The organism is Noviherbaspirillum denitrificans (assembly GCF_002211445.1).
GTDB lineage: Bacteria > Pseudomonadota > Gammaproteobacteria > Burkholderiales > Burkholderiaceae_D > Noviherbaspirillum > Noviherbaspirillum denitrificans.
This window is the reverse complement of record NZ_LSTO01000001.1, coordinates 2415310-2427013: the sequence shown is the minus strand read 5'-3', so window position 1 is coordinate 2427013 and position 11704 is coordinate 2415310. Positions and strand designations below refer to the sequence as shown.

The 11704-nt window shown below is 61.4% G+C and carries 12 protein-coding genes, 3 tRNA genes and 1 pseudogene; 5 read left to right on the top strand and 11 right to left on the bottom strand.

Annotation, left to right across the window (positions count from 1 at the left end; translation table 11 throughout):
• The 5 genes and pseudogenes from AYR66_RS11860 to AYR66_RS11840 form a co-directional block, all read right to left on the bottom strand.
• Nucleotides 1–540 (bottom strand): GTP-binding protein (locus tag AYR66_RS11860; protein WP_141104226.1); only part of this gene is annotated, 540 nt, incomplete at its 3' end.
• Between the two features lie 67 nt (nucleotides 541–607).
• Nucleotides 608–682 (bottom strand) — tRNA-Thr (locus AYR66_RS11855).
• Nucleotides 683–724: 42 nt separating this feature from the next.
• Nucleotides 725–798: transfer RNA gene (locus AYR66_RS11850), tRNA-Gly, on the bottom strand.
• 37 nt (nucleotides 799–835) lie between these two features.
• Nucleotides 836–921: transfer RNA gene (locus AYR66_RS11845), tRNA-Tyr, on the bottom strand.
• 109 nt (nucleotides 922–1030) lie between these two features.
• Nucleotides 1031–1888: pseudogene (locus AYR66_RS11840) on the bottom strand (gamma-glutamyl-gamma-aminobutyrate hydrolase family protein); the annotation flags it as partial.
• 184 nt (nucleotides 1889–2072) lie between these two features.
• On the opposite strand from AYR66_RS11840, the gene arsC reads away from it, so the two are divergent.
• Nucleotides 2073–2429, top strand: a complete 357-nt coding sequence (gene arsC, locus AYR66_RS11835; protein ID WP_088707649.1) for an arsenate reductase (glutaredoxin) — start codon at nucleotides 2073–2075, stop codon at nucleotides 2427–2429.
• Here the strand turns inward: arsC and AYR66_RS11830 are convergent.
• From AYR66_RS11830 to AYR66_RS11810, 5 genes are all read right to left on the bottom strand, one after another.
• A complete protein-coding gene (locus AYR66_RS11830) occupies nucleotides 2426–4054 on the bottom strand; it encodes a response regulator (protein ID WP_088707648.1) in 1629 nt (542 codons plus the stop codon). The two genes, arsC and AYR66_RS11830, sit on opposite strands and share 4 nt — an antisense overlap.
• A 93-nt stretch (nucleotides 4055–4147) precedes the next feature.
• Nucleotides 4148–5554 carry a DHA2 family efflux MFS transporter permease subunit gene (locus AYR66_RS11825; protein WP_088707647.1) on the bottom strand — a complete coding sequence of 469 codons (1407 nt, stop codon included), beginning with the start codon at nucleotides 5552–5554 and terminating at the stop codon, nucleotides 4148–4150.
• A gap of 64 nt (nucleotides 5555–5618) precedes the next feature.
• Nucleotides 5619–5834, bottom strand: coding sequence for a DUF2905 domain-containing protein (locus AYR66_RS11820; protein ID WP_088707646.1), 216 nt, complete (start codon nucleotides 5832–5834; stop codon nucleotides 5619–5621).
• Between the two features lie 10 nt (nucleotides 5835–5844).
• Complete coding sequence (locus tag AYR66_RS11815; RefSeq protein ID WP_088707645.1) at nucleotides 5845–6039, bottom strand: DUF2905 domain-containing protein; 195 nt, start codon at nucleotides 6037–6039, stop codon at nucleotides 5845–5847.
• Nucleotides 6040–6083: 44 nt separating this feature from the next.
• Entirely contained in the window at nucleotides 6084–7220 is a 1137-nt protein-coding gene (locus AYR66_RS11810) for a class I SAM-dependent methyltransferase (RefSeq protein WP_088707644.1), read from the bottom strand.
• Nucleotides 7221–7325: 105 nt separating this feature from the next.
• Here AYR66_RS11810 and AYR66_RS11805 point away from each other — a divergent pair, with 105 nt between their 5' ends.
• Genes AYR66_RS11805 through ttcA form a run of 3 tightly spaced genes read left to right on the top strand, consistent with a single transcriptional unit; the run spans nucleotide 7326 to nucleotide 9434 of the window.
• A complete protein-coding gene (locus AYR66_RS11805) occupies nucleotides 7326–8093 on the top strand; it encodes an SDR family oxidoreductase (protein ID WP_088707643.1) in 768 nt (255 codons plus the stop codon).
• A 10-nt stretch (nucleotides 8094–8103) separates the two neighbouring features.
• Nucleotides 8104–8496, top strand: a complete 393-nt coding sequence (locus AYR66_RS11800; protein ID WP_088707642.1) for a dihydroneopterin aldolase — start codon at nucleotides 8104–8106, stop codon at nucleotides 8494–8496.
• Between the two features lie 14 nt (nucleotides 8497–8510).
• Nucleotides 8511–9434: a tRNA 2-thiocytidine(32) synthetase TtcA gene (gene ttcA / locus AYR66_RS11795; protein WP_088707641.1), complete on the top strand. Its 924-nt coding sequence runs from the start codon at nucleotides 8511–8513 to the stop codon at nucleotides 9432–9434.
• On the opposite strand, the gene AYR66_RS11790 is transcribed toward ttcA, so the two are convergent.
• Nucleotides 9431–10309, bottom strand: a complete 879-nt coding sequence (locus AYR66_RS11790; protein WP_088707640.1) for a DUF6279 family lipoprotein — start codon at nucleotides 10307–10309, stop codon at nucleotides 9431–9433. The genes ttcA and AYR66_RS11790 overlap by 4 nt on opposite strands.
• Before the next feature lie 33 nt (nucleotides 10310–10342).
• Here AYR66_RS11790 and glmU point away from each other — a divergent pair, with 33 nt between their 5' ends.
• The gene (glmU, locus tag AYR66_RS11785; protein ID WP_088707639.1) at nucleotides 10343–11701 is read left to right on the top strand and encodes a bifunctional UDP-N-acetylglucosamine diphosphorylase/glucosamine-1-phosphate N-acetyltransferase GlmU; all 1359 of its coding nucleotides are present in this window, start codon (nucleotides 10343–10345) and stop codon (nucleotides 11699–11701) included.
• The last annotated feature ends 3 nt before the right edge of the window (nucleotides 11702–11704 follow it).

The following is an 11704-nucleotide window of genomic DNA, read 5'->3' as shown; positions in this document are numbered from 1 at the left end:
TTCCAGCGCCAGCTTGGCCGAACCACGGATGATCGGCAGGTCGTCGCCGGGGAATTCGTACTTGGACAGGAGTTCGCGCACTTCCATTTCGACCAGCTCGAGCAGCTCGGCGTCGTCGACCATGTCGCACTTGTTCAGGAACACGATGATGTACGGCACACCAACCTGACGGGCCAGCAGGATGTGTTCGCGGGTCTGCGGCATCGGGCCATCAGCGGCGGAGCACACCAGGATCGCGCCGTCCATCTGCGCCGCACCGGTAATCATGTTCTTGACGTAGTCGGCGTGGCCGGGGCAGTCAACGTGTGCGTAGTGGCGGTTCGCGGTTTCGTATTCGATGTGCGCGGTGTTGATGGTAATGCCGCGCGCCTTTTCTTCCGGCGCCGCGTCGATTTCATCGTACTTCTTCGCCTCGCCGCCGAACTTCGACGACAGAACCGTGGCGATTGCCGCGGTCAGGGTGGTCTTGCCGTGGTCAACGTGACCGATCGTGCCCACATTCACGTGCGGCTTGGTCCGCTCAAACTTGCCTTTTGCCATTTTCGACTCCTAACGTTTTGATGGGAATGTCCAGGCACGAGCCCGACTGCTTGCCATTTCAAGAAACTGGTGCCCTTGACGTGGATTGAACACGTGGCCTCTCCCTTACCAAGGGAGTGCTCTACCACTGAGCTACAAGGGCATCTTTGCCAACCGCGCTGAATGCCGCGACTGGCGAAAACTTTGGAGCGGGTGAAGGGAATCGAACCCTCGTCGTAAGCTTGGAAGGCTTCAGCTCTACCATTGAGCTACACCCGCAAGGACCTTCAACCGCAGTATTCACCTGCTTAGACACTGGTGGAGGGGGCTGGATTCGAACCAGCGTACTCGTAAGAGGGCAGATTTACAGTCTGCTGCCATTAACCACTCGGCCACCCCTCCGCAGGGAACCTCAAACTATAGTAGAGACCCCCATGGGCTGTCAACTGAAAAATCTGTTTGGGCAGTAATTTTTCCATTTTGCCCGGGCAAAACCGTTGCTCCAGCGCCCCTAAAACCGTGTTTCGCGGGCCGCGGCAAGGAAGTCGTCAAGGATCGGTGTGCAGTCGAGCAGTTCCGCGCTGCCGGCGCGATGGAATTCGGGATGCCATTGGAGCCCTACGACGAATCGCGCCTTGCGATACCGAACGGCTTCGACGATGTTGTCCTTGCCCGAGACGGCTTCCACCACGAGATCGCGCCCCAGGTCCTTGACCGCCTGGTGGTGGATGGAATTGACCAGCGCTTCTGACTTGGCGGGGAAAAGTCCGCCAAGCGCGGAGCCCTGGGGGAAATGGATCAGGTGGTAATGGCTGTCGTACAGGTCGCTCACGTGCTGGATGGCGGTCGGAACATCGGATGCGATGTCCTGGTATAGAGTGCCGCCGAAGGCGACGTTGATGAGCTGGCAGCCGCGGCAGATGCCGAGGACCGGCTTGCCCGCTTCCACGAATTCGTGCAGCAGTTCGAGCTCATACATGTCGCGCGCCCGGTCACCGCTCCATTCCGGACGTGTGGCAGTTTCGGAATAGGTTTGGGGGGAAACATCGGCACCGCCCTGCAGGACCAGGCCGTCGAGGTGCTTTGCATAGTCGCGCAGGCGGATATTACTGGGATGCAATATCCCGTTGTTGTTGACCGTCGGTATCATGAAGACCATAACGTCACGCGACATTACCCATTGGGCAATCGATTCCTCCAAGTATTGCAAGGTCTTGCTGCGCAATCCCTTTGCACCGGCTTCAGGATGGAAAATCCGTGCGGAGATGCCGATCTTCAGTGTCCGTTGGGTGATGCGGCGAAGCAGTCGGTCTGAAAGCGCGCGAATCCGGGCGCCAATGATCCTTTGTGTCTGCGCCCATGGCGTGTCCTGCCTGCGGAACGGGTGCTGGCGTTCGCCCGGTTCTGGCGATGATGTTGAGCTTTGCGTGCTGTTGTTCTCGGGCATGTACGTGAATCGAAGCTTGGGTATTGCCTGTGACCGCGTTGCTGTCCTGCAGTTTCAGCGTAAAAGATTACAATCGCGGCATTAGGTTTAGTGCATCGGTCCGGTCATGATCACGATTTATCATAATCCGCGCTGCTCGAAGTCGCGGGAAGCGTTATCCATCGTTGAGGCAATTGCCACGCGCAAGGGGCTTGCCGTCGATGTGGTGGAATACCTAAAGACACCGCCTGACGTCGAACAGCTGGAAGCGTTGCGGCACATGCTTCGCTGCAAGGTAGCGGACATGGTGCGGAGCAACGAAGAAGAATTTGCCACGCTCGAATTGGCGCAGGCGGACGATGCAGCGCTGCTGCGCGCGGTTGCGGCGCATCCGAAGCTGCTGCAGAGACCGATTGTGGTATTCGGCGAGCGGGCTGTCATCGCCCGTCCGCCGGAACTGGCCAGCGGATTGCTCGATGGCTAATTCGCGCCAGGCGGTTTGACTCCGTACTTTTTCAGGATGTTCTGGTACAGCTCCGTCAGCGGCACCAGGCGCGGATTGTTGGGGTCGAGCCGGCGGGCGGATTCGATGTAGACCTTGACCTGGTCACCCAGCTTGCCCTCCCACCCGATGTTTTCAAGGTATTTGAGAACGGCGACGGCGGCGTTGAAGACGACTTGCGGGTTGTCCGGAAGCTTGTGCACCGCAGCCGTCATCAGTTGCACCGCCCCCTGGTAATCACCCTGGCGCGCCTTTTCCGCGCCGCTCGACACCAGGTCCACTACCTGGCGTCGACTTTCCTTCACGACCGTCTCTGCCAACTCCTTCTTGCCCGCCTTTTCAAACACGTTCATTGCCTTGGACATGGCCGCATCGTCGGCGGCATTGCTCATGACGTCACGCATGACTTCTGCCGCACCGTTGTCGAATGCATGTTCCAGGCAGTTGCGTGCCAGCTCCATCCTGAGGTCGTTGGAAATGCCGGCGGTATCGCGGCAGGCGGCGACCGCGGCGGCGAGCTCTTCCGCGACCTTATCGTCATTGCCAAGCTCTTTCTGCACCAGCGCAGACGAGAGTGCGCGGCAGGCCGGGGTCTTTTCCAGGTTGCCGAGCGATTTCTCCATGTCACGGATCACCGACGATGCCTGCTGCGTGTCGCCCTTCTTGACCAGTGTGCGCACCAGCCGCACATGGTCTTCCGGGTCGCGGAATTCGGAGTACTTGGCCTTGGTCACCACCTTCTGGAAGGACTTCTCGGCGGTATCGACATCACCGGTTTCCAAAGCGATGTCGCCCAACTTGCGCAGGCGGCGGACCGCATGGGGAGAAATCGCGACGGCATTGTTGAGCACTTCCTTGGCCTTCGGCAGCTGGTCCATCGCCTCGTGCGTCTTGGCGAGCCAGTCGTAGGCGTCCATGTACTTGCTGCTTTCCTCGACCAGCGTCTGCAGCAGGGCCTCGGCGTCGCCGTACTCGCCTTGCATGAAGAGGGTTTTTGCAAGCCCGAGGCGCGCCCAGGCCACGGCCTTTGTCTGCAACAACTCCTGGTAAATCTTTTCCGCCTCTGCCGCCTCGCCGAGGATGACGTGCAGCTCGGCGCGCAGGCGAAGGAAGTCGATTGCGTACCGTGGATACTTGGCTTCGCCGGCCCGGCAGATGTCGATGGCTTCGAGCAGGTTGCCGTGCTCCATCAGGTGGTAGGCGGGCAGGAAGGCAGTGCGTTTTTCGATGGCGCGCGCAATGCGGTCCAACAGGTTGTCAGCCGTAAAAGGCTTGAGGATGTAGTCGTTCGGCGCCAGTTCGGCGGCACTCACCACCTTTTCATACGCGCGCTCGGCGGTGACGATGATGAAGATCGTCCACAGCGGGATCAGCTTGTTGTGGCGCAGGTCTTCGAGCAGCTGCTGGCCGTCCTGGCCTTCGCCGAGGTCGTATTCGCAGATGATGAGGTCGTAGGACTTGTTCTTGAGCGGGCGGATGGCGGTGCCCGAACTGACCGCGTGGTCGATCTTGGTAATCCCGCACAGGTTGAGCATGTTGTGGAGATTGGCGCGCATGCCGGATTGCGGCTCGACGATCAGTGCGGTGAGACTGCGAAGCGTACTCATTGATGACAATTCCGTGCAGCGCGAATGTTGCTCGGGTTCCGGGCCCCTAAAGATGCAAAAATACCATTCCCGGGACGAAAAGCAAACACGTACTTAACTTTCAGGCGTCTTCATGCGGAGGGCGGCGACCACGGCAAGTGCGCAAAACAGGGCGACCAGAAGGAAGGTTTCGCTGAATGCCTTCAGGCTCGCTTCCTTCGACGCCGATGCGTGATACGCGGCCAGCCGCCATTGCAGGAAGATGCCGACCAGGCTGACGCCGATCGCCCCGCCGAGCTGGCGCAGGAAGTTGATGGTGCTCGCGCCTTGTGCAATCAGGGCGGAGTCAACGCCGCGCATCGCGCCGAGACTCAGCGAAGGCAGGACGAAGCCGAGTCCGACACGGCCGATGATCGTCCAGGCCATGAAAGTCACATAGCCGGTGGCCGCCGAGCTCACCGCCATCAGTCCGAACGACAGCGCCAGCAGCACCAGGCCGATCGACACCAGCAGGTTGGGCGGCAGACGGTCGGACAGCTTGCCGGCGGCGACGATGGTCAGGGCCAGCACCACGCCTGCAGGCAGCAGGACCAGGCCAGCCTGCGAGGGCAGGTAATGCAGGGCCATCTGCATGTAGACAGGCAGCAGGTAGGTCGAGCCGAACAGGCCGGCGCCATAGATGAACGCGACCATCGCGCCCGCCGCGAATTGCGGGTAGCGGAATAGCCGCATGTTCATCAGTGCGTTATGAGTGCGCAGCTGGTAGGCGATGAATCCGGCGATGGCCGCGAGGCCGACGGCGATCATCGGGACCGATTGCAGGAAGCCGTCGTGCAGGTGGACAAGTCCGTTCAACAGCCCGGTAATGCCGATGCAGGCAAGCAGCAAGCCTTTCCAGTCCAGCGGACCGGCCTCGCCCATCAGACGCGAATTCACGGCGAGCAGCTGCCTGACCATCAGCAGCACGATCAGGCATAACGGCACGACCACAAAGAAAATCGAGCGCCAGCCGAAGAGCTCGACCAGGAAGCCGCCCACGCTCGGGCCGATGGCCGGCGCAAGCACGACGCCGAAACCGAAGATGCCCATCGCCTTGCCCTGCTCCTGCCTGTCAAAGATGCGGAACACGACGATGGATGGAATCGGCTGCAGGATGCCAGCCGCCAAGCCTTCCACCACGCGCATGGACAGCAGCATCGGATAGTTGAAGCTGAAGCCGCCAACGAGGCCGCCGAGCAGCAGGAGCAGGACCGCGCCGCCGTACGTGCGGCGCAGGCCGTAGCGCAACAGGAACCAGGGTGTGGTCAGCATCGAGAGCGTCATCGCCAGCATGAATCCTGCGGACACCCATTGCGCGCGCTCCTGGCCGAGCGTGAAATACCGGCTGAGGTCCGGCACGGCGACATTGACGATCGTGGAGGACATGATCGACGCCATCGTGCCAATCATGACGGTGAACAGCACCAGCCACTTGTAGCGGCTGCCGTAGCGTTCGCGGAGCTGTTCGATGGTAGGTTGCATCAGGGAATGTCGCCGGGGGAAGCCGACAGTATAGGGGCTTGGCCCCTTTCCCGCCTGATGCGCGTCAGCAGTTGGGGCAGGTCAGGCTGACGACTTCGGCAATCAGGAAGATGGCTGCCGACCAGACCACGGTCGAACCGAAGGGCAGGCAGAACACGACGCCGCGCAGCTTGAACAGAACATCGCCCGGCAGGCGGCCGACGCGCAGGCGGTCGAACCATGGCAGCAACGGGTAGAAGATGAACAATCCGAGGAAGACAACGACAACCCAGCGGATCATGGCATGCCTTTCACAGCAGCTTGCCGAGGGTGGCCGCGATTGCGGACAGCAGCAGCGTCGAAGCGAACGGGAGGAAAACCTCGCGGCCGAAAATCCGGAAGCGGACATCGCCCGGCAGGCGGCCGATGCCGAGCTTTTGCAGCCAGGGCATCGCCGCCGAAAAGACGACCAGCGCGAGGAAAATGGTGAGGACCCAACGAATCATGTTATCCCGCCGCATTCATGGAAAATTTGACAAGCACACAGCCATCATAGGCGATGGCTGCGGTCGTTGCGCGCGAAGTTGCCGGGCAGCGACGTGTTGCGTCCGACCACCAGCACCTTGAACAGTTCGCCCATTTCGGCGGGCGAGATCAGTTTCTGCATCGCATTTGCCTGCTTGAGGTAACGCAGCTGGTCTTCCGGCGACGTACGCAGCAGCAGGTCGCCGATGCCGGCGTCGAGCAGGAAGGCAGCCTGCGTGGTGTAGCCGAGCAGGTCGAGCCCGCCGTCGATCGCGGCGCGGACCATTGCGGTGAAATCGACGTGGGCGGTCACGTCCTGCAGGCCGGGCAGGTAGAACGGATCGGGGTGGGAGTGATGACGGTAATGGCACATCAGGGTGCCTTCGCCTCGCTGGTCGAGGTAGTACTCGTGGGCGGGGAAGCCGTAATCGATGAGGATGGCGGCACCCGTACCGAGCATCGCGGCCAGCGAGCGCATGAAGCCCGATGCCACCGGGTGGACTTCGGTGAGGTAACCGAGTGGAAGCGCGTCGGCTTCCGGAATTTGGACAACCAGACCGGCATCGCAAGGCTGGTCGGCGAACACGAAGCGGCCGCCGGACAGGCCGACGCCCCGCTCCATCCATCCGGTCTCGGTCTTGACCACGAGGTGGACGGGCATGGCGTCGAGCACTTCGTTGCCGACCACCACGCCGGAGAAGGACGCAGGCATGCGGTCCAGCCAGGACACCTCGGGGAAGTCGCGCAGGGTTTCTTCCTGGCGGGCGCGCAGTTCGCCGGACAAGTCGACGATCTGGTAACTCTCCACCGGAATGCCGGCGGACTTCAGCTCGGTCAGGATGTCGAAGGCCAACTTGCCGGTGCCGGCGCCGAATTCCATGATCCGCGGCGCGCTCTGCTCCATCAGGCCGGCGGCAACATGCGCGAGGGTCGCGCCAAAAAGCGGCGTAATCTCGGGCGCGGTTGTAAAATCTCCGTCTTTACCAAGTTTTGCCGCCCCGCCGCTGTAATACCCCAGCCCAGGCGCATACAGCACCTGCTCCATGTACCGGGCGAACGAAATCCAGCCCGAGCTGGCTTCGATGTCGCTGGCGATGCGTTGATGGAGGGCGCGCGACGCGCTCTGCGCGTCAAGGGAAGGTTCTGGCAGTTGAAGTTGCATGCTCGGTATTGTATTGAAATCGGCCCGGTGCGCGTGAACAAATGCCGGCCGCAGGCTCCCCGACCGTGGATGGAATGACAACACCACCGGAACCGGAACACTTCTATGACCACAGGAAACAGGAAAGTTGCACTCGTCACCGGTGCCGCCCGGCGGCTCGGACGCTTCATCGCGCTGGCGCTGGCCGGACGCGGGTGGGACGTCGCCGTGCACTACGGCCGTTCCGCCGACGAGGCGATGGCGACGGTGCGCGATATCGAGGAACTTGGCCGACGCGCGGCCGCAGTGCAATGCGACCTGGAGGACGAGGCAGCGGTAAACCGTCTGCTGGATGACGCTGCTGGCGTGCTCGGTCCCGTTTCCTGCGTTATCAACAATGCATCGCTATTTGAAAGCGATACCGTCGCAAACCTGTCCCTCGCCGGCCTCGACCGGCACATGCATGCCAACCTGGCAGCGCCGGTGATCCTTGCACGGGCGCTGCATGCCGCCACGGCGGATGGCGATCAGTCGGTAGTCGTCAACCTGCTCGACCAGAAGCTTTTCAACCTGAATCCCGATTTCCTTTCCTATACGTTGTCGAAGGCCGGCCTGCATACGGCCACGACCGTCCTGGCACAGGCGCTGGCGCCGAAGGTGCGCGTGGTCGGTGTGGCGCCCGGCCTGACGCTTGTCTCGGGCAACCAGACCGAGGAAGGATTCGCCAAAGCGCACCGCATGACCCCGCTGGGCCGCTCTAGCACACCCGAGGACGTCGCCAGCGCCGTCTGTTTTGCCGCCGAAAATCAGTCGATGACCGGCACAACCCTGCTGGTCGATGGCGGCCAGCATTTGATCCCCCTGCAACGCGACGTCATGTTCGTTGCGAAATAAAGTCGAAATCATGCTTTCTTCCCTCTCGCACCCTGCCCTTGCCGATTGCCGGCGCCTGTTCCTCCGCAACTATGAGGTGATGATCAATATCGGCGTCCACGAATTCGAGAAGAAGGGCGAACAGCGCGTGCTGGTCAATGTCGATCTCTTCATCCCGCTGTCGGAATCGACGCCAAAGGAAGACCACCTGGTTGAAGTGGTGGATTACGACTTCATGCGCGACACCATCGCCAGGCGCATGGCGCAGGGCCACATCCACCTGCAGGAAACCTTGTGCGATGACGTGGCGCGTTCGATGCTGTCGCATCCGAAAGTGCGCGCGGTGCGCGTGTCTACCGAGAAGCCGGACGTCTATCCGGATTGCGACTCGGTGGGCGTGGAAGTCATCCACATCAAGCAGTGAACACAGGAAGCACCATGAACGAAGTCTTGCAGAACGAACAAACGGTCAGCACGAAGAAGGCGGAAAAGATCGCCTACGAAAACAACAAGCTGCACAAGCGGCTGTGCCGCCAGGTCGGCCAGGCGATCGGCGATTTCAACATGATCGAGGATGGCGACAAGGTGATGGTGTGCCTGTCGGGCGGGAAGGATAGCTATGGCCTGCTCGACATCCTGCTGACGCTGCGCGAACGCGCGCCTATCCATTTCGACATCGTCGCGGTCAACCTCGACCAGAAGCAACCGGGCTTTCCGGAGCATGTGCTGCCCGAGTACCTGACCAGCATCGGCATCCCTTTCCATATCGAGAACCAGGACACCTACAGCATCGTCAAGCGCGTCATCCCCGAGGGCAAGACGACCTGCTCGCTGTGCTCGCGCCTGCGCCGCGGCATCCTGTACCGCGTGGCCGACGAACTGGGCGCGACCAAGATCGCGCTCGGCCACCATCGCGACGACATCCTCGAGACCTTCTTCCTCAACATGTTCTTCGGCGCCAAGCTGAAGGGCATGCCGCCGAAGCTGCAGTCGGACGACGGCAAGCACATCGTGATTCGTCCTCTGGCCTATGTGAAGGAAGCGGACATGGAACGCTTCGCGGAGGTGCGCCAGTTCCCGATCATTCCGTGCAACCTGTGCGGTAGCCAGGAAAACCTGCAGCGCAAGCAGATCAAGGCGATGCTGCGCGATTGGGAAAAGAAGCATCCGGGACGCGTGGAGAATATCTTCTCGGCGCTGTCGACCGTCGCGCCTTCGCACCTGATGGACAGCAAGATGTTCAACTTTGTCGACCTGAAGGTGACCGGGGAAGCGGTGGAAGACGGCGATATCGCGTTCGACGAAGAGCCGTGCGCGCCGCCGTCGAATAACGTCGTCAGGTTCTCCGGTCTCGACGACTAGGTCTTCGCCGCGAGTTCGTGGCAATCCTCGATCAGTTTCTGCAGGCGCTTGACCGCATGTGCCTTCTGCTCGGGGGTTGCCACGTTGACGATCGTAGCGATCATCTGCGCCATGCCTTCCGCTGAACCGTCGAAGAAGGCCTTGTGTTCGGCGTAGGTAAAGTTCTCGAAACCATGCGCGATGAAGTCGCGGATCATCTTGCCTACCACTTCGCGTGACGGCTTTTCCGCGTGGATCTTGCGCAGCATCTGCAGCATGTCCTGCTGTCGCCGCAGGCGCTCGGCCATCCAGATGTCGTTGTCCAGCGGGCGTGCATCCGACGCCTTGCGGATGATGGCTTCCTGCTCGTCGCTGAAATTGCCGAACCAGTATTCGGCCTGTTTCATGACATTCTTGAACCGCAGCCGTTGACGGTCGTCAACGGAGCCGCGTAAATACTCCTTACGATACTTGTCGTTGTTGGACGCGAACTTGCGCTCCAGGTGGGCAATCTGTCCGGGTTCGATGGCGAGCGCGAGGTCGGTGAGTTCGGGCACCGATTTTTCGAGGACGGCTGAGGCACGCTTGCGAATTGCATCGAAATCCTCGCGAATGTCCTCCGGCCGCATCGACCCGCGCTGCAGGCGCTGCTGCACCTGCCCGAAGAGTTGTGCGTAATCCCGCAACTGCGTCTTGCGGTGCCAGTCGAAGAGGCGGTCGATGTGCGCCTTGACCCAGGGCTTTTGCTCGTTCGTGAAATCGACATAGCCGTCCAGCCACCAGTAAACAAAGGTATCGCCGTTGGCGTAGCCGATGCGCAAGGCGCTGCACCCGGCCAGCAGGAGAGCCAGCAGGACCAGGGTGGCACGGGCAATCAAAGCGCGTTGGGGTTGCATGCTAAACTTTTGCAAACTTTACACCTATCATCCATGAATATTGTCATTCTTGCTGCCGGCATGGGAAAGCGCATGCAATCCGCATTGCCGAAGGTGCTGCACCCGCTCGCAGGCAAGCCGCTGCTGTCGCATGTCATCGATACGGCGCGCGCCCTTTCCCCGCAACGCCTTTGCGTGATCTACGGCCATGGCGGCGACGCCGTGCCGGAATCCTGCAAGGCCGACGACCTCACCTTCGCCAAGCAGGAGCCGCAATTGGGCACCGGGCACGCGGTCATGCAGGCGGTGCCCCATCTGTCCGACGACGTGCCGACGCTGGTCCTGTATGGTGATGTGCCGCTGACAACAAGGGATTCGCTGCAGCAATTGTTGGACAGCGCCGGACGGGATAAGTTGGCGATCCTCACTATCGCGCTTGATGACCCGACCGGGTACGGCCGCATCCTGCGCGAAGGCGGACAGATCGTCGGCATCGTGGAACAGAAGGACGCCAGTGAGCAGCAGCGCGCCATCCGCGAAGTGAATACCGGCATCATGGTCGCCCCGACGCCACAGCTGAAGAAATGGCTGGCCACGCTGTCGAACGACAACGCGCAGAAAGAGTATTACCTGACCGACATCGTCGCCCGTGCGGTGGCCGATGGCGTGCCTGTGGTATCGGCCCAGCCGTCCGCCGTATGGGAAACGCTGGGCGTGAACAGCAAGGTGCAGCTGGCCGAACTGGAACGTATCCACCAGCGCAACATCGCCAACGCGCTGCTCGAACAGGGCGTGACGCTGGCCGATCCTGCGCGTATCGACGTGCGCGGTTCGCTGGTCTGCGGCCGCGATGTCAGCATCGACGTCAATGCGGTGTTCGAAGGCAAGGTGGAACTGGAAGACGGCGTCAGCATCGGCGCGCATTGCGTGATCCGCAATGCGCGCATCGGCAAGGGCGCGGACATCAAGCCCTTCTGCCATATCGAGGATGCGGTGGTCGGCGCTGAGTCGGCGATCGGACCGTATGCGCGCCTGCGCCCGGGCACCGAACTGGGCGAGGATGTCCACATCGGCAATTTCGTGGAAGTGAAAAACAGCAAGGTCGCCGCCCACAGCAAGGCCAACCACCTGGCCTATGTCGGCGACGCGGATGTCGGCTCGCGCGTGAACATCGGCGCCGGCACCATCACCTGCAACTACGACGGCGCGAACAAGTTCCGCACGGTGATCGAGGACGATGCCTTCATCGGCAGCGACACCCAGCTCGTGGCGCCGGTCCGCGTCGGCAAGGGCGCCACTCTCGGCGCCGGCACGACGCTGACGCGCGACGCGCCGGAAGGCAAGCTGACCGTGTCGCGCGCCAAGCAGCTGACGATCGACAACTGGAAGCGCCCGGTCAAGATCAAGAAGTAATCA